The organism is Desulfosporosinus cupriresistens (assembly GCF_001707885.1).
GTDB lineage: Bacteria > Bacillota > Desulfitobacteriia > Desulfitobacteriales > Desulfitobacteriaceae > Desulfosporosinus.
In genome coordinates, this window is sequence record NZ_MASS01000009.1 from 70,689 (window position 1) to 89,221 (window position 18,533).

Genomic DNA, 18,533 nt, shown 5'->3' on the forward strand with positions numbered 1-18,533 from the left:
CTTCATTGATAATTTTCATCAAGTACGTCACGCAGCGCATCCCCAATAAGATTTAAGGAAATAACGACAAGGGTTATTAATATTCCTGGATAATACATCAATTCAGGTGTGCTCCTGATAAAGCGTCGGCCGTTTTCGATCATCGTGCCCCATTCGGGCGTCGGAGGCTGAACACCTAGTCCCAAAAATGAATAGCCCGTAAAATGCAGAATGATACTTCCTAAATCAATGGTCGAAAGGACAATCAGCTGTGGAAGGACATTGGGCAGGATGTGCGTCCAGATGATCTCCTGATCTGAGGTTCCTGCCACTTGGGCCGCCTCAATAAAAGAACGAGATGTTATACTTAAGACCAAGCTGCGGACAATGCGGACGTACCAGAGCCATTGAACGATGACCATGCTGAGCATCACATTGATCAAGCCTGGTCCAAGAACGCCAACGATAACCAATACGATGACCAAGCTGGGAAACGAAAGCAGGATATCGCAGAGCCTCATGAGGAAATTGTCAATGCGGCCACCTTTATAGGCTGAAAAAGTGCCAATGCTCGTTCCTATCATCAGGGCACAAATCATGATGATAAAGGCTGAACCAAGAGAAGTTCGCGTCCCATAGATCAATCTGGAAAATACGCAGCGGCCCATGTCGTCGGTTCCGAGAGGAAATTGTCCGCCTGGTCCAAGAAGTTTGAATTTTAGGGATACCTCGGTGGGGTCATGAGGGGCAATCCAGGGGGCAAAAACCCCGCAGAGGACCACAACAAGTATAAAAATAAGGCAGATCACCGCCATTTTTTTTTGGACAAAGCGATGGGCCATTTGTTTAAGCAGCAACCTGATCATCTCCAATTCTGATTCGCGGGTCGATGAGCGTGCTGACAATATCGGCTAGTAGATTGGAAAGAACAAACACAATCGCCATCAGCAGCACATACCCCTGTATCATTGGATAATCGCGGTTGAAAATGGATGAAGTAATCAGCCGACCTAGTCCGGGCCAAGCAAAGACAACCTCCACCACCACACTGCCCGCCAACATATAGCCGAAGCTTACTCCAAAGGCATTGACAACAGGGAGAAGGGCATTTTTCAAGGCGTGTTTTCCAAAGACGATCTTTTGTCTCAGTCCTCTGGCCTTAGCGTAGAGTATAAAGGGTTGATTCAAATTTTCGAGCACTCCTGCCCTTAAAATTCGGGCATAGGCGGCGATATAATTAGAAGCCAGGGTAAGAGAGGGAAGAATCAGATGCTGCCAAGAGCCCTTGCCCATAATAGGCAAAATATCCAACTTAATGGCAAACAACTGAATTAAGAGAAAGCCTAGCCAAAACCCGGGAATGGATGCTCCGACAAAGGTGAAAACACGACTTAGATGATCAAAAAGACTATCCTTAAACAACGCTGATAAAAAGCCTAGGGGCAAACTTAAGAGAATCAGCCAACCGAAAGCCGCCAGAGTGAGGAGCAATGTGTTGGGGAAACAATGGGTGATCTCATCGAAAACAGGGTCCTGACTCACATAGGATTTGCCAAAATCCAGATGGATTGCCTTCCCCAGCCAGCTAACGTATTGCTCCACAAGAGGTCTGTCCACTCCTAGCTCCTCTCGGACGGAAGAGAGCGACTTCTCCGTGATTGGAATCTTGCAGGCTGTCATGTAAGCTTGGGCCGGATTGATGGGAATCATATGAATCAGAACAAATGTTAAGATGGTAACCCCAAACAAGACTGGTACAAGAGAAATTAACCTTTTTATTAAGTAGGCTCTCATTGATTTAAACCTCTTTTCCAAAGCAACTGAAGTTCTGCTGTCCGGCATTTGTCCGTCGTTCCCTGAACAGCAGAACTGCTAAGATCAGAACAACAATAAAGCAATTAATAAAATTATTTAAGATCTACATTAAGTAAAGGAACCTCGTTCGCTACTGTAAAAGTTACCCCGGTGACTTTTTTGTTGCCCACCGCAACATTGGTTCTGTAAGAAATCGGAAGATAGACGGATTGTTCATGCAGTGTGCGCAAGATATCGTCATAGAGTTTCTGGCGACTGGTCTCATCGGTAGAAATCAGAACGTTAGTTATATTTTCATCAATTGTTTTCTTCATGGGCAGGCCTAACTGGGCTTGATAATCAAAATGAGAGGGCTCGCGGAAAGAGGACACATAGGAATGGGGATCATACGGTGCTCCCCAAGATTCTCCGAAAATCAAATCAAAGTTTCCTTTCTTTTGTCGATCGCTAAAGGAGTTTTTCTCCTCGCCTATTAAGTTGATCTTAAGGCCAATTTTTTTGAATTCGGCCTGTAAGTCCTCAGATATCGACTTTGTTATGCTGTCATCTGCGACAAAGCATAAATCGAGCTGCAGGATTTGCCCGTCTTTTTCCCGGTAGTCTTTTTCGCTGGGTATCTTCCAACCGGCATCCTCTAAATACTTGGCAGCCTTGGTTGGATCGTAGTTTCTGGCTTCCAAACCAAGTCGGCAATAAGGGAAAGATTCGGCAAACAAGGTATCGGCCTTTTTCTCAGTGCCATAAAGTATATTGTCCACAATATTTTGTTTGTCAACTCCATATTGAAGAGCCAGGCGTACTGCTAAATCCTTAGTAGCCCCCTTGTTGGAGTTTACTCCGATAACGCGGGTAGTCATGGGAGCAGATTGCAGTGCCTCTAATTGCGCATTCTTTTTTAATTCTTTGAAAGTATCAATGCTGAGAACTCCATTGCCATAGATCAGGTCAATGTCACCTTTTTCCAGGGCGGCAGCGGCAGTTTCACCATCCGGAATAACTTTAACAATCACTTTGGAGAGCTTGGGTTTAATTCCCCAATAGTTTTCATTCCTTGTGAAAATAGCATATTCACCTTTTTTATGTTCGCTAAGCACCCACGGGCCAGTTCCTATGGGACTTTTAATTTCCTTAGCGGTATCTCCGTCAGTGGGGAACCCTGCTGCGCCAAGTATGCGCATCGGTCTTACCAGAGTCAGCTCTTGGAGAGCCGGATAATAGGTATTCTTTAGATATAATTTGAAAGTACTAGCGTTGACTACTTCGGTTTTGTCAATCTGGTTGATTAATTCCAGCCAGCTATGATCATCTTTGGCCTTCAAAACTGCATCATAATTCTTCTTAACAACATCGGCCGTCAGTTCAGACCCATCCGAAAACTTTACGCCCTTTCTGAGATGGAAAGTATAGATTTTATCATCTTGAGAAATGTCCCATGATTCAGCAAGACAGGACTCAAGCTTGCCATTTTCTCCATAAGTTAGTAAGTTTTCATAAACGAAATACTGAGCGTACATCTCACTGTTGTATTTATGAGGATTCAGGGTTCCAATATCATCGGGACTGCTTATGGTTATAACCTTTTCAGCTGTTTGGGCGGTGGATTTTTCAGTACTGGTCTTTTGACTGCACCCTCCTAACAGGGACATGGTTAGTAACAGTGTGATAATTAGGTTTGCTAATTGTTGTCTCTTCATTCTAAGTTCCATTCCTTTCGCTGTTCTCGAGGCACAAAAATCTTTGAAAGTGTGTCCCCTGGTGGTTATAATCCAATTGGATAAGCAGATACACTACAGAGCACGGGGAGGTGAGTGGTGTAGGGTTTGCTCCTGGGCTGGACTTACTCCCCAAAACAACGAGAGTGCTGGCAAGAAGAAATCTGTCCGGGTTTCGCGAGCTGGCGTATAAATCAAGCCATTACTAGTCCAATGTGCAAATGCTGCAATTAAAAGTAAAAAGTGTCCGTATTTCAAAATCCGTTATGACCAAATGAAGAAACGCCGAGGCCACAAAAAGGCCATTATTGCTAGTGCACATATACTGTTAAATTGTATCTACCACATGCTGGATAAGAATGAGACATTCAACTATGACGTGAACAAAATTGACTCCAAACCAAAACAAACTTATTCATCGCAAATCACTGAGGAAATGGCTATACGCTACCTGCAAACATTAGGCTACCAAATACCCGATATGCGTAATACCTATCTCTCCTTCAAATGTCGATCGTTCTGTGACTCTGGAAACCTAAAATCTTATAAAAGATAACCTGCTAAATACCGATTCTATCCTCCTTTCACACAGAAAAAGACCACAGAGACAGACCCCCTTGTGGGGTCAGACCTCCATGGTCTTGTTTTTTTCAGTATTCACTCAAGTAGGTAAATATCAATAGGCTCCTGATTGTGGTATCTGAAAAATACTATTCTCCGATATCATGACATTTTCCTTCTTTAAAAACCTGTTTTTTAGTAAAATAACAAAATTTTATAAATAAAGAACGTTTAGCATAATTTATAAAAGGTTATAGAATTAAACAAGAAATTATAGCAAAGCAATCCAATGAGATTTGATTCGTTAGAGTCGTTAATTGATTCTAGACAGACTGTCTCAAGTTGTGCTAATATTTAATTAATTAAATATCGAGGGATGAGTGATTCTTTTCCGAGGAAAAGAATTGAAAAGGGAAGTCAGTTAAGCTGACGCGGTGCCCGCCACTGTAAAAGGGAGTCTACTTACAAAATGTCACTGGGGATCTATTCCCGGGAAGACGTGAGTTGATGAAGATCTTTAGCCAGGAGACCTGCTTATTCCGAAGTCAGAACTACCTACGGGAATGTTAGGGGGTGTATTAGAGGTATCTTCAAGTCTACTATTTTTGTTGGATACCAGTTAAAACCTTTTATTTTTGGTAAAGGGTTTTTTTATAGTTTATAGGGCATTTTTTGTAGTTTATTTAGCTATCAAGTTTCAATAAGCTATCTAGTATTAATAATTGGAGAGTTTTATCACATTTTCTATGGGAATTGTCGGCGGCATATCGGATTACGTCAGTTGGAAGCTCCTTCACTCACTGGGGAGTCCCATTTGGTTAGAGCAGGAGTTGCAGGTTTTGTAGGAGATATCTTAACCTATTTAGCAAGTTCGTTTGAGCTCGCTCTGAGTTTACATGGTAATATTTCTTTACTTAAACAGTGGATGATTTTCTTTATGGGTTATGGACCAACCCAATTACCTCTGGCAATAGCCGAGGCTGTATTTACGGCAGTAGTACTGCAAGCGATGGTTAACCGTTGACACTAAGAAGAAAGCGAGTTATTAGCTCAAGGATAAGAGCTTAAAAATATTTAATACCTACAATAGTTCAATGAATGGAAAAAATAAGGATGCCTTACTTGGCATCCACACATTCCGGGCGGCTCTTTTTTTAGAATTATTAAAGGATTTCCAGACAAGTTCATAAGAAGTTGCCTGAGAAAGATGCATTTTAGGTTAGGTCAGACCCAATGATACCTTAACGGTCAGATCAAAATGTCATTAGGTCTGAAGTTGTTAGATGCAGGATAGTTTTGAAGGCGTTTTGAAACATTAAGATTTCAGTACATCAACTTTGGAAAGACATCGGGCATAGGTTCATATGCCTATAATCACCTCCTTAGCAAAATGAAAAAGACCATGGAAAGGATGACTAGATTTAATGTCAAGTCAAGACCTCCATGGTCTCATTTTTCATAATGAATATTTGTTTATGTCACTATTATTCTACATTATTCTACACGAAAGGCTTAATCCCTTCTGCTTTTTAAATTTTATTTTTCAGAATGTTTTAATTTTTAAGAGAAGAATCTTAGCAGGAATTTGAAAGTGGTTGTAGAATATTGTTGAAAATGACATTGCGTAGCAAAACCATGAAGGTGTTTGCAAAGACCATGGAGGTTTGACTTTTTAAGTCAGCTTTCTTGGTCTTTTTATTTCGCAAATTATGAGGAGGGGTGCGGAACAACGAGAGGGGTCTATGTTCAAAATTGATCATCGTGACTATGTACTAACTTATAAAGACTATTAGAGGGGAAGGGTAAAGGAATGAAACACTTTACAAAACTATTTATGGCACTTTTAATTCTTTCATTAACAATGTCTTCCATGGTTGGTTGTTCTAAGGAGGTCACTCAAACTCAAAGTGGATCTTCTGATGTATCCCAGGAACTGACGATTGCCTACGGCTTGGATACTGATGCTCGATCGATTAAAGGAACGGGAGACATGTTGCTCAAAATTTTTTCCGCAGACAGACTGGTGGAATTAATTGATGGAAAGATCCAGCCAAGTTTAGCTTCTTCATGGGACATTAAGGATAATGGAAAAACGATAATCTTTAAGCTTCGTAAGGATGTCAAATTCTCAGATGGAACACCTTTTACGGCAGAGGCAGTTAAATTCACCTATGATCGTCTGCTAGCTAAAACTATGAACAAAAAAACTGTCGAAATCCCAGGTAGAGGAAGGTTTTGAAGATAAAAGGCATGAATCTGATTCCGTAGAGTCAGATTCATGGTTGACACATTTGACTAATATGCGGTAACATTATAGTAAGTAAATATTGGAAAATAAAGGTGCAAGTACTAAGAGTACAGCTTAAAAGGGAAGCAGGTAAAGTCCTGCACGGTCCCGCCACTGTAATGGGGAGATGTTTCAGACGATCGGCCACTGGTTGATACCGGGAAGGCGTGAAACATCAATGAACCAAAGTCAGAAGACCTGCCTTTGTCGATGAACCAATAACTCTACGAGCGATAGGGGGTTCTATAAGTAGGATTGTATTTAGGGACATATACAGCCTCTTGGCGCTCATCGTCGAGAGGTTTTTTAATTGAGAGAATTGGAGGTTATGTAAGCTATGATAGCAGAAATCATTAAAAGAAATGGAAGAATTGAGCCTTTCAATCAAGAGAAAATTGTGCATGCTATTTTTAAAGCCGCTACGGCTTGTGGAGGATCAGACTTTGAGCGTGCTGAGGAAATTGGCAGACAGGTTGTTGAAGTCTTACAAAATAATTATCGGGACAAGCAACCCGATGTAGAATCGATTCAAGATATCGTCGAAAAAGTCCTCATCGAAAATGGACATGCCAAAACAGCCAAAGCTTTCATCCTTTATCGTCAGAAAAGGAAAAGCACCCGGGAGATGGATGCGCTTATTGGCGCGACCATTGGCATGTTTTCCGACTACTTAGGAGATAAAGACTGGCAAATTAGTGAAAATGCGAACACCCAAAAAAGTATTAATGGGTTAAACAATTATATACGAGAGGCCTTCACCAAAAAGTATTGGCTTTATGAAATCTATCCTCAGGAAGTTCGAGAAGCGCATGAAAGCGGAGACTGCCACATCCATGACCTAGGCTTTTTCGGGCCCTATTGTGCAGGCTGGGATTTGAGGCAGCTTTTGTTGGATGGATTTGGTGGAGTACCCGGCAAGGTGGAAAGCGGTCCAGCCAAACATTTGCGATCCTTCCTTGGGCAAATCGTCAATTCTACCTTTACCACCCAAGGGGAAACTGCGGGAGCTCAAGCTTGGTCAAGCTTTGACACTTTTTGTGCGCCGTTTATTAGGCAGGACCAATTGACATTTACCCAAGTTAAACAGTGTTTGCAAGAATTTGTGTTTAACATCAATGTTCCCACGAGGGTTGGATTTCAATGCCCTTTTTCTAACCTTACCTTTGACATCAAGGTGCCTGCCACGTTGAGAGATGAGCCTATCATTATTGGTGGAACTTATGCAGAGGCTAAATATGGTGATTTTCAGGAAGAGCTGGATATGTTCAACTTGGCGTTTTGTGAAGTAATGCTAGAAGGAGATTCTAAAGGAAGGGTGTTTACCTTCCCAATTCCAACGATTAACATTACCCAAGACTTTGATTGGGAGAGTCCAGTGGCAGATGCCTTCATGAGAATAACTTGTAAGTATGGAATTCCATATTTCGCGAATTATATAAACTCGGATTTGTCACCTGAAGATGCTGTATCTATGTGCTGTAGGTTAAGGCTGGATACCGGAGAACTTAGAAAAAGAGGGGGAGGTTTGTTCGGAAGCAATCCGCTCACAGGCTCCATCGGTGTATTTACTATCAACTTACCCAGATTAGCTTATCTATCGCATACAAAGCAGGAATTTATGGAACGTCTGAAACAAATGGCTGTAATTGGACGTACGGCTTTGGAAATCAAGCGAAAAATCATTGAGCAGCAGTCTGATAGGGGACTCTATCCCTATTCCTGCTATTATTTGAGACATGCAAAAGAACGGACTGGGCAGTATTGGCACAATCATTTCAGTACGATCGGGATTGTGGGGATGAATGAGGCCTTACTGAATTTTATGGGCCAAGGAATTGAAACGGATGAAGGGCGAGAGTTTTCGGTCAGAGTCATGAACTATTTGAGAGAGCTCCTAGTCAAATTTCAACAGGAGACGGGAAATGTCTACAATTTAGAAGCGACGCCTGCAGAGGGAACCTCCTATCGTCTGGCTATGTTGGATACTAAAAGGTATGACTCAATTATTACTGCTGGCAATGGAGTTCCTTATTATTCAAACTCAACCCAACTTCCGGTAGGTTATACGGACGATATTTTTGAGGTTTTAGAGCTACAAGACGAATTGCAGTCTCTTTATACAGGGGGAACAGTTCAGCATCTCTATCTTGGGGAAGCGGTTGAAGATATAGAGGTTTGTAAGCGGCTTATTCAAAAAATATTTAACAAACACAAAATCCCCTATATTTCCATTACCCCGACCTTCAGTATCTGTGATACTCACGGATACATCAGCGGCGAACATTTCAATTGCCCAGAATGTGGTGCTGAAGCCGAAGTGTGGTCCAGAGTGACAGGTTACCTGAGACCGGTCAAGAACTACAATCTTGGCAAGAAAGAAGAATACAATCAGAGAAAAAAATTCATGCTGCCAGAGGTGGTAGCTTGAATATAGCGGGGTTTATGAAGACGTCCTTTGTAGATTATCCAGGTAAGATAGCATCTGTGGTTTTTACTCAAGGCTGTAACTTAAGATGTGGTTATTGTCACAACTTAAGCCTCCTGGACATCGACGACGCTTCAACCAGCACTGTGCCTGAAGGTATTTTGGAATTTCTTTTCAAAAGAAAAGGCATGATTGACGCGGTCGTTGTAAGCGGTGGAGAACCGACGTTGCAAAGGGATCTTCACGATTTTATCAAAGAATTGAGAACAATGAATATGCTCGTCAAGCTTGACACAAATGGAACAAATCCTAATGTTTTAAGAGCGTTGATCAAGGATAAACTGCTGGATTTTATCGCTATGGACTTAAAGGCTCCACTCAACAAATATGAGTATATTACAGAGACAAGCTGTTTGAATCTATCGTCGGTTTTGAAAAGCGTAGAAATAATCAAACGTTGTGGGCTTGCCCATGAATTCAGGACAACACTATGTCCTGAACTTGAAGTCGATGATATCCCTAGGATCATTTTAGATTTCGACATCGCTAATAATTATGTGGTGCAGAGATGTAGAAGTACGAAACTTAAAAAAGTACCTAGAAATAAGCAGGATTTGAAGAGATTAACCCAGTGGTCTAACATGAATTTGCCCTTGTCTTTTCGAGGGTTTGAAGTCGGCTAAGTAGTGCTCTGTTGTTACGATAGCATCAAGAACGACATAAGGAGGAAATCCTCGGTTAGTGTTCGTAATTAGACATACTATTGCTATTTCCGTAAAATTGTTGAAGGTTGCAAATGCCCGGCCTGTGGGTCGAATTCAAGTGTTACATGTGAATGCTATAATTAAAAATAAACAGGTAGGTGAAAGAATGACCCTTCAACAGCTTAAATACGCCATTGAAATCGCAGCCAGGGGCTCCATAAATGAGGCTGCAAAACGTTTATTTATCACTCAGCCTAGTCTCTCCAACGCAATAAAAGAATTGGAGGCCGAGCTTAATATTACGATCTTTGAGCGTACCAACAAGGGAATTAGTATTTCTGTTGAGGGGGCAGAATTTCTTGGTTACGCCCGACAGGTATTAGAGCAAACAGAACTGTTGGAAAACCGTTACCTGGATGCCAAGCCTTTCCCCCAGCATTTTTCTGTTTCAACCCAGCATTATGCTTTTTCAGTCAATGCCTTTGTAAATCTGATGAAAAAATATGCTTTGGAGGAATATGAGTTTACCTTAAGAGAAACAAAAACCTATGAAATTCTAGACGATGTAAAAAATTTACGCAGTGAAATTGGTATCTTGTATCTCAATGAATTTAATTCGAAGGTAATCAATAAGCTTATGAAAGAAAATAATTTGGGGTTTACAGAACTATTTAAAGCTGCACCGCATGTATTCATCAGCGCTAAAAATCCGCTGGCCAAACAAGAGCGAGTCACTTTAGAGGACTTGGATTCTTATCCTTGCCTGTCCTTTGAGCAAGGAGAGTACAATTCTTTCCATTTTTCAGAGGAGATACTAAGCACCTTATCTCATAAGAAGAGTATCCGGGTGAGCGATAGGGCAACTCTGTTTAATCTTCTGATCGGATTAAATGGATATACCATTTCAACAGGCGTCTTGAGTTCTGACCTTAATGGCAATAACATTATCGCGGTACCCTTAGATATTAATGAAACGATAACTGTAGGCTGGATTTCTCATAAAAATGTAACGCCTAGCAGGCTTGCGACAGCTTATGTGCAAGAATTGGACAAAGTAATTAAAAAAGTCTAATCATTTCACAATAGAACCTTTCTGCACTAACGACTGCAATCATAGGTGGAAAGAAAAAATGGCTTGTTATAGCCTTATGCTATAACAAGCCATAGTTTTTTGGAGTTACCTTATATCTATTTCCTGATGCTATAGTAAATGTAACCCCGCCTAAGCTTTCTGGCATGATTGAGTTAGCGATCACCCAGTTTAGCGACCCAGCACTGACCACAGTCTAGGCGGGGGATTAGGTGAACCAACATCTGTATCAGAATACCATGCTTACAATGTCTAATCGCTTTAGGTCAGCAAGGGGTATTGATACATAATAAGCATTAATCTTAAATCGAGGGGGCCAACGAATGAGATACAATATCGAGAATTATTTAAAGGAAGGAATTCTAGTCCTGGATGGCGCAATGGGGACCTGTATTCAGGGACATAATTTAAATGAGCAAGAGTTTAGGGGAAGTTGTCTTTGCCACAGAAGCCAAAAGGGGAACAACGACCTTTTAAACATTACACATCCTGAGATTATTCAAGCCATCCATAAAAGTTATCTTGAGGCTGGAGCAGATATTATTGAAACAAATACCTTTAATGCCACAAGAATATCTCAAAAGGATTATGGTATGGAGGAGAAGGTTTATGAGCTTAACCTCCAAGGAGCAAAGTTAGCCAGAGAACAGGCAGATGTTTTTACTCAGGCTGATCCAAGCAAACCGCGTTTTGTCGCAGGTTCAGTCGGGCCAACGAATAGAACAGCATCACTTTCGCCGGATGTGGAAAACCCAGGAATAAGAAATGTAAGTTTTGACGAACTTTTACTTGCCTATGGGGAGCAAATACAGGGGCTTGTAGATGGCGGAGTCGATGTCCTATTTATGGAAACAATATTTGATGCCTTAAATGCTAGGGCAGCTATATTTGCAGCTGAAAATGTCTTTGAGGATAAAGGTGTAACCCTACCTATCTTTATTTCAGGTACTATTGCCGATAAAAGCGGTCGTATTTTATCTGGTCAAACGCTGGAAGCATTCGCTCATACAATGAAGGGCGATGAAATACTGGGTATTGGATTAAACTGTTCCTTTGGTGCTAAGGATTTAATTCCCTTCATTAAATATCTTTCTAAAACGCAAGATCGTTATGTAACATTTCATCCTAATGCAGGTCTGCCCAACTCCCTTGGGGAATATGAGGAACGTCCGGAAGAAACGGCAGTTTTAATAAAGGAATTAGCAGAGGCAGGTCATTTAAATATTGTAGGAGCATGTTGCGGTTCTACACCGGCGCATATTAAAGCGATCAGTGAAGCGGTTAAAGGCATCCAACCAAGAAAAATTCCGGTGCTAGAAACAGAGACTGTTTACTGTGGCCTCGAAGCCTTTAAAGTAAAGAAAGAAAATAATTTTGTCAATATTGGGGAACGAACGAATGTTTCTGGATCTGCTAAGTTTGCCCGATTAATAAGAGAGAAAAAATATGAAGAGGCCTTATTCATAGCCAAAGAGCAGGTGGAGAATGGAGCCCAAATTATCGATCTTAACTTTGACGATGGACTACTTGATGCCCAAAGTGAAATGGACATTTTTCTAAAACTGCTTGCCAGTGAGCCAGAGATCTCCAGAGTTCCGGTGATGATTGATTCATCGAAATTCGAGGTTTTAGAAGCAGGTTTAAAGGCAATTCAAGGAAAAGCAGTTGTCAATTCCATAAGCCTAAAAGGAGGAGAAGAAGAGTTCATTCGGCAAGCAAAGCTAATCAGACGATATGGTGCGGGCGTTGTGATCATGGCCTTCGATGAACAAGGTCAGGCAGATACATTTGACAGGAGAATTGCAGTATGCCAAAGAGCGTATGATTTATTAGTGAAGACGGTAATGTTTCCACCAGCGGATATTATTTTTGACCCTAACATTTTAGCAATTGCGACGGGGATTGAAGAACATAATAATTACGCTGTTGATTTTATTAACACCGTAACCTGGATCAAGGAAAATCTTCCTTTCGTTAAGGTAAGTGGCGGGGTAAGTAATTTATCCTTCTCCTTTAGAGGAAACAATGCCATCAGAGAAGCGATGCACTCGGTGTTTTTGTATCACGCTATCAAAGCAGGAATGGATATGGCTATTGTCAACCCAAGTATGATTCAAATTTATGATGAAATAGACAAGGATCTACTTGAAAGGGTTGAAGATGTGGTTTTAAATAAATCACCAGATTCTGCCGAAAAACTGTTAGACTTTGCAGAGCTTTACAAAACCTCTGGCGGGGAGCAAGCTGAGAATAAGTTGGTCTGGAGAGAGAAAGATTGCAAGGAACGCTTAATTCATGCTTTAGTTAAAGGCATCGCTGAATATATCGAAGAAGATGTTGAGGAAGTCAGAAGACAATACGACAAAGCAGAAAAGGTCATTGAAGGACCACTTATGGATGGCATGAAGGTAGTTGGAGAATTATTTGGAGAAGGCAAAATGTTTCTCCCGCAAGTTGTAAAAAGTGCGCGAGTTATGAAAAAGGCTGTAGGCTGTTTATTACCGTACATTGAGGCAGAGAAGAAGAGTGGCGGAAATAGCAGTGCAGGAAAAGTCGTCATGGCTACGGTTAAGGGTGATGTTCATGATATAGGTAAAAACATCGTAGCAGTCATTCTGGCCTGCAATAATTTTGAAGTGATTGATCTTGGAGTAATGGCATCTTGCGAAGTAATCCTCCAGACAGCAAAAAAGGAAAATGCAGATATCATAGCTCTGAGTGGGCTTATTACACCTTCGTTGGATGAGATGTCTCATGTGGCAGAGGAAATGGAACGACAAGGATTTGATATTCCCTTAATGATTGGCGGAGCAACAACTTCTAAGACGCACACAGCCTTAAAAATTGCACCTAATTATTCAAAGGGAGTCGTGTATAGTGTTGACGCCTCAAAATCTGTAGAAGTCGCCAAAAAGCTAGTTGATAGAAATCAACGAAGTAGTTATCTAACTCAAGTAGAGGAAGAATACCAAACAATAAGAGAAACCTACGGGAAGGTTGAAAGAAAGCTCGTACCCATCAAAGAAGCCAGGGAGAAGAAATTCAAAATTGATTGGAATCAGGAAAATATAAAGGTTCCAAACTTAATTGGAACCCAACAGTTAAAGAATTTCCCTCTTAGAGAGCTAAGAAACTATATTGATTGGTCTTATTTCTTTATAGCTTGGGATATGGGGATGGTTTATCCCAAGATTATGGTAGATCCTAAATATAGTGAAGAAGCTAAAAGGCTCTTTGATGATGCCAATGAAATGTTAGATTTACTGGAGAGGGAAGAGATACTTACGGCAAATGCTGTTTTAGGTATTTTTCCTGCCAACTCTCTAGGCGATGACATTGAACTGTACCATCAGGGAAGGGTTACAACTTTTAATATGTTGAGGCAACAAACGATCTCTAAGGATAATGTCTATCGATGCCTTGCAGATTATATAGCTCCTAAGGAGAGTGGGATAACTGATTATTTAGGTGGATTTATTGTAACTGCAGGAATAGGTGCCAAGGAGTATGCCGAGAAACTCAAAGTACAAGGCAATGACTATGGAGCAATAATGGTAAAACTTCTTGCTGATCGGTTAGCTGAAGCTTTCGCAGAGTTATTGCATTTCCAGGTAAGAAAGGATTATTGGGGATACTCTCCAAATGAAGAGCTAGAGCTTAAATCCTTATTAAAAGGGTCACATAAGGGAATCAGGCCTGCCTTTGGCTATCCTAGTCTTAGGGACCATACTGAGAAAACCAAGCTCTTTCAGCTCTTAGAGGGAGAATGTCATACGGGTATAACTTTAACAGAACATTATATGATGGATCCTGTAGCTAGTGTTTGCGGTTTATACTTTGGTTCTCCTACTGCCAAATATTTTGATATTCACAGAATTGATAAGGATCAAATGACTGATTACGCCAAGCGCAACCAAAAGGAGCTTAAAGAGCTCGAGAAAATGTTAAGCACGATTCTTAATTAGACCTGCTTTCCCTCGCTCCAAAGATGGATAAAATATTGAATATCCATCTCTTTACCATCAACACACATACAATTAATCCCCTTTCCGATCTAACTCAATTTAGATTGTTTAATCTTTTTCAAATGTGATAACTATCCAATTTAAATAAAAAGACCATGGAAAATGACTGGACTAAATAATGTCAAGTCAAGACCTCCATGGTCTCGTTTATCAATATGAATAATTATCTTTGTCTAAAAAAGTATTCTACATGAAAAATGAAATACCTTCTCGGTTTTATGAAACTGAATAAGAGATCTGGGGTACAAAGGAAGTGAGATTTGCCATATTATCTTTGAGCATCATTTAAAGAATATTCTACAAAAAAATTTTCATGGATATTTAGCAGGAATTTATGAATGGTTGTAGAATATTGAAATAATATATATTGCAGAGCAAGACCATGAAGGTGTTTGCAAAGACCATGGAGGTTTGACTCGTGAGAGTCTACTTTGTGGTTTTTTTTATTTGCTTGAAAGGAAGGTGCTGATTCTCTTTGATACACTTCTTAGGGCTAATACCAGTCATCAGTTCAACTATGAGTGAGAAATAAGAAATAAGAAATAAGAAGGAGTTGTTTAGTATGCATATTCCTGACGGATATCTTAGTCCACAAACAGATGCAGTCCTTGGTATTGCAAGTGCAATCACTGCAGCAGTCGCGGCCTCAAAAACAGCAAGCACGGTTCGAGCTAAGTACATTCCGATGCTTTCAGTGGGTGCGGCGTTTTCCTTCACTATCATGATGTTCAATGTTCCTGTTCCCGATGGAACAACCGCCCACGCCGTTGGTGGAGCACTGCTAGCTGTTATTTTAGGGCCTTGGGCAGCCATGATTTCTGTGTCAATTGCCCTAATTATTCAAGCACTTTTCTTTGGAGACGGAGGTATTTTAGCACTGGGCGCAAATATCTTTAATATGGCGGTTGTAATGCCCTTTGTCAGTTACGCCATCTATCAGCTTATTGCAGGAAAGAGTGACATCTTTGCCAAACGTCGCATGATTGGAGCGGGAATTGCTGGATTCGTCGGAATCAATATGGCCGCACTTTGTGCTGCAATTGAATTCGGAATACAGCCCATGCTCTTCCATGCTGCCAATGGAATGCCTCTCTACAGCCCCTATGGACTTAATATAGCAATTCCCGCAATGCTCTTTGCTCACTTTACTATTGCAGGACCAGTTGAGGGAGTTGTGACAGGATTGGTATTTACTTATTTGCAACGCTCTAACCCCGTTCTGCTACAAATGCGAAGTGATTCAGGAAACTCCGCGTCTACTGTCTCTTATGGTCGTTACATTGTCGGTTTGATCGTTGTTGCCTTGCTCACGCCCCTAGGTTTGTTGGCCTCCGGAACGGCTTGGGGTGAATGGGGTGGAGAAGATTTGCAGACTCAACTTGGGTTCATTCCCAGTGGACTAGATAGACTAGGAGCTTTTTGGAATCATGTTTTATTCCCAGACTATGGCATTGGGGGATTTGATCAATCATTTTGGCAACAAGCACTTGGTTATATTATGTCAGCATTTTTTGCTTTGTTGATTATCGGGATCATTGGGGTTGCTATCCAACGTTTTAAACGTAAATCTGAAAAACCTGCTTAATATGTTTTATTAGTGTATCTTTATATTGAATTATCTAAGAGAGTTCAAGGTGCTGTCAAGAGTCTTAATCTAATCTAATCTCATAGAATAGGGAAGATTAGAGGCTTTACTCTGGCAAACTCCTCGGGCATAGTATTAGAAAACCTCACAAGATGAACACCACTATGCTAACGGGATGGCTGTTAAAAATGATAGTGCATAAACAAAGACTACGGAGTTCTGACTAAAAGGAGTCAGCTTCGTGGTTTTTTTTATATGAGTCAGAGGTGTTAGGAACATCCCGGTGTAGATTTATAAAAATAGAAAAGTTTGGGAATACACAAGGTGTTTTAATAATATAGATAACTAGTCTAAGTAACATTGGAAGGTGATCTATATTTATATCTCGCCACGAGTCTCAAATATGAAGTTTTACCCGGTGCTAGTAGGAAGCACGTTTTTTATTATTCTAGGTTCTAAAATACTCCAAAATAAAGAGGTGTTAGACCAAAGCGCCAATGTAGCAACATTAGCCTTAAGTGTCATATTACAGGCTTTACCATTTATACTTCTTGGCGTCTTCGCATCCTCCTTGATTCGCTATCTTGTACGAGAGGATTGGATTGCTAAACTTACTCCGAAGAATCCAGTGGCGGGTGTAATAGTTGGTTCACTCTTAGGATTGTTTATTCCAGTATGTGACTGTGGAGTATTACCTGTTGCTCGTGGTTTATTTCGCAAAGGAGTTTCGATGCAAACAGCTCTGGCGTATTTACTTACTGCCCCGGTTATAAACCCAGTCGTTATACTGGCAACAGCGATGGCCTTTCAATGGAATTGGCATCTCGTTGGCCTGCGGGTTGTTAGCACGTTCCTTGTAGGAGCAACGACGGCTTTATTAGCAGGTTCTGTATTCAGTTATCGAGCTTTTACTGATAGAGAATGGCATCGGCATGAACATGAAAGCTCCAAGATTTCGCTACACCAACTGCTGGTACATGCTGGAGATGAATTCTTTGATGTGGGGCGTTACTTAATTATTAGTGCCTTCCTTGCCGCTGCAATTCAGATTTGGGTTCCCAAAGGTATTCTGGTACAAGCAACCAGTAATCCCTTTATGGCAACAGGAGCAATGATGTTATTAGCTATAGCTATGTCACTTTGTTCAGATGCCGACGCATTTGTGGCTCGAGTTCTAGCAAATCAGTTTCCCTTAGGGTCGGTTATGGCTTTTCTGGTTATCGGTCAGATTATCGATTTACGTAATATTATTTTATTTGCTAAGAATTTCCGACTCTCTTTATTTATATTTCTTCTTGTCACCTCACTTTGTTTAACCTATGTACTAAGTTTAAGTATTCACTTTGGTTTAGGGAAACTAATGTTTTAAGAAGAGGAGGTTGCAATGCAAATTCTGCGGAGGAATGCCTTAGTTCAGAGCTTAATATTAAGTTTATTTTCTGTAATGATAGCATATTTAATCCTGACAGAAACGATTGACTTGTATATCAGCCTCGAGGTAATTTGGCTAGCTAAATTGTCAGCAATACTTCTTGCCGTAATTTCTATCGCCAAGTTTGTACCGGTGCGACGTAGTCTAATTCATAACTGTTGTGGCCACAATCATGCTTGTACAACCAGTCATAATCTTCATTCCCACAAAACGAACAGTTTAGGACAAATAGCCATTTTCGTAATTCCATTAATGGTCGGATTTGGCATGCAGCCAAGCATTCTTGATTCGACAGCGCTTTCCAATAACATTAATACCGCCGGTCCGATTCCTTATTATGCTCTTCACGTGCCAAGGACTGATAGGCTAAGGAGTGAAATACCACAGCCGAGTGAGTTATCAGCTGCGGAAAACAATATAGGTAGTTCTTCGGTAAAGGACTTAACTCCTAATTCGCTTAATTCTGTGGTGAAGGAAACTGATGTGATGCAATTATACCTTAATATTGAGGACCACCCCGAACAGGTATATAATCAACGCTGGAAATTAACAGGCTTTGTTTATAAAGATCCGAAGTTAGCGAAAAATCAATTTGTTCTCTCCCGTTTTGTGATCACATGCTGTATCGTTGATGCCACTCCAATAGGGGTTATTGTTGAAAGTCCAGATGCGCCTAAGCTGAAAGCCGATACTTGGGTTGAAGTTACTGGGTTATTGCAAAAGCGGATAATCGGCGAAGTTAATGAAATTAAATCGGTACATAATTTCACTGAAACAAATGATGGAGCTCCTTATTTGGTCGTTAATAGTTGCAAAATAGTTTCAACGCCTCAAGACCCTTATTTGGCTCCCCCAATGCAGTGAATTCTAAGCATAAATGGATGAAGGATAGCTAAAGTGAAGCAAAGGAAGTGTCTG

12 protein-coding genes, 1 pseudogene and 2 riboswitches are annotated in these 18,533 nt (G+C 40.8%); of the genes and pseudogenes, 10 read left to right on the forward strand and 3 right to left on the reverse strand.

Features of this window, described 5'->3' with window-relative positions; translation table 11 throughout:
- Positions 1-2: 2 nt before the first annotated feature.
- From nikC to nikA, 3 genes are all read right to left on the reverse strand, one after another.
- Positions 3-836, reverse strand: a complete 834-nt coding sequence (nikC, locus tag DSBG_RS05570) for a nickel transporter permease (protein WP_242877416.1) — start codon at positions 834-836, stop codon at positions 3-5.
- Positions 826-1,773 carry a nickel/cobalt ABC transporter permease gene (gene opp1B, locus DSBG_RS05575; RefSeq protein WP_068963200.1) on the reverse strand — a complete coding sequence of 316 codons (948 nt, stop codon included), beginning with the start codon at positions 1,771-1,773 and terminating at the stop codon, positions 826-828. The genes nikC and opp1B overlap by 11 nt, the downstream gene beginning before the upstream one ends.
- Positions 1,774-1,886: 113 nt before the next feature.
- Positions 1,887-3,488: a nickel ABC transporter substrate-binding protein gene (nikA, locus tag DSBG_RS05580; protein ID WP_068963201.1), complete on the reverse strand. Its 1,602-nt coding sequence runs from the start codon at positions 3,486-3,488 to the stop codon at positions 1,887-1,889.
- 124 nt (positions 3,489-3,612) lie between these two features.
- On the opposite strand from nikA, the pseudogene DSBG_RS21620 reads away from it, so the two are divergent.
- The 10 genes and pseudogenes from DSBG_RS21620 to DSBG_RS05625 all read left to right on the forward strand — a co-directional run.
- Positions 3,613-3,999 (forward strand): annotated as a pseudogene (locus DSBG_RS21620) (transposase); the annotation flags it as partial.
- A 429-nt stretch (positions 4,000-4,428) separates the two neighbouring features.
- A riboswitch (cobalamin riboswitch) is annotated at positions 4,429-4,619 on the forward strand.
- A 262-nt stretch (positions 4,620-4,881) separates the two neighbouring features.
- Positions 4,882-5,091, forward strand: coding sequence for an energy-coupling factor ABC transporter permease (locus DSBG_RS05585; protein WP_242877418.1), 210 nt, complete (start codon positions 4,882-4,884; stop codon positions 5,089-5,091).
- A 786-nt stretch (positions 5,092-5,877) separates the two neighbouring features.
- Positions 5,878-6,306, forward strand: coding sequence for an ABC transporter substrate-binding protein (locus tag DSBG_RS23965; RefSeq protein ID WP_068963202.1), 429 nt, complete (start codon positions 5,878-5,880; stop codon positions 6,304-6,306).
- An 82-nt stretch (positions 6,307-6,388) separates the two neighbouring features.
- Positions 6,389-6,574, forward strand: a riboswitch (cobalamin riboswitch).
- 117 nt (positions 6,575-6,691) lie between these two features.
- Entirely contained in the window at positions 6,692-8,782 is a 2,091-nt protein-coding gene (locus tag DSBG_RS05595; protein ID WP_068963203.1) for a ribonucleoside triphosphate reductase, read from the forward strand.
- On the forward strand, positions 8,779-9,462 hold the full coding sequence (locus DSBG_RS05600; RefSeq protein ID WP_068963204.1) for an anaerobic ribonucleoside-triphosphate reductase activating protein: 684 nt from the start codon (positions 8,779-8,781) through the stop codon (positions 9,460-9,462). The genes DSBG_RS05595 and DSBG_RS05600 overlap by 4 nt, the downstream gene beginning before the upstream one ends.
- Positions 9,463-9,649: 187 nt before the next feature.
- Positions 9,650-10,555: a LysR family transcriptional regulator gene (locus tag DSBG_RS05605; RefSeq protein WP_068963229.1), complete on the forward strand. Its 906-nt coding sequence runs from the start codon at positions 9,650-9,652 to the stop codon at positions 10,553-10,555.
- A gap of 341 nt (positions 10,556-10,896) precedes the next feature.
- Positions 10,897-14,538 (forward strand): methionine synthase, encoded by a 3,642-nt coding sequence (metH, locus tag DSBG_RS05610; RefSeq protein WP_068963205.1) that lies wholly within the window; start codon positions 10,897-10,899, stop codon positions 14,536-14,538.
- A gap of 622 nt (positions 14,539-15,160) precedes the next feature.
- Positions 15,161-16,183, forward strand: a complete 1,023-nt coding sequence (gene cbiM / locus DSBG_RS05615) for a cobalt transporter CbiM (RefSeq protein WP_068963206.1) — start codon at positions 15,161-15,163, stop codon at positions 16,181-16,183.
- Positions 16,184-16,586: 403 nt separating this feature from the next.
- A complete protein-coding gene (locus DSBG_RS05620; RefSeq protein WP_068963207.1) occupies positions 16,587-17,552 on the forward strand; it encodes a permease in 966 nt (321 codons plus the stop codon).
- Between the two features lie 15 nt (positions 17,553-17,567).
- Entirely contained in the window at positions 17,568-18,479 is a 912-nt protein-coding gene (locus tag DSBG_RS05625; RefSeq protein WP_068963208.1) for a TIGR03943 family putative permease subunit, read from the forward strand.
- Positions 18,480-18,533: the final 54 nt, after the last annotated feature.

Excerpts from the sequence above, each read along its gene's own strand:
- nikA (WP_068963201.1), bottom strand. The coding sequence starts at position 3,488 with ATGAAGAGACAACAATTAGCAAACCTAATTATCACACTGTTACTAACC.
- DSBG_RS05620 (WP_068963207.1), top strand. The coding sequence starts at position 16,587 with ATGAAGTTTTACCCGGTGCTAGTAGGAAGCACGTTTTTTATTATTCTA.
- opp1B (WP_068963200.1), bottom strand. The coding sequence starts at position 1,773 with ATGAGAGCCTACTTAATAAAAAGGTTAATTTCTCTTGTACCAGTCTTG.
- DSBG_RS05605 (WP_068963229.1), top strand. The coding sequence starts at position 9,650 with ATGACCCTTCAACAGCTTAAATACGCCATTGAAATCGCAGCCAGGGGC.
- DSBG_RS05595 (WP_068963203.1), top strand. The coding sequence starts at position 6,692 with ATGATAGCAGAAATCATTAAAAGAAATGGAAGAATTGAGCCTTTCAAT.
- cbiM (WP_068963206.1), top strand. The coding sequence starts at position 15,161 with ATGCATATTCCTGACGGATATCTTAGTCCACAAACAGATGCAGTCCTT.
- DSBG_RS05625 (WP_068963208.1), top strand. The coding sequence starts at position 17,568 with ATGCAAATTCTGCGGAGGAATGCCTTAGTTCAGAGCTTAATATTAAGT.
- DSBG_RS23965 (WP_068963202.1), top strand. The coding sequence starts at position 5,878 with ATGAAACACTTTACAAAACTATTTATGGCACTTTTAATTCTTTCATTA.
- metH (WP_068963205.1), top strand. The coding sequence starts at position 10,897 with ATGAGATACAATATCGAGAATTATTTAAAGGAAGGAATTCTAGTCCTG.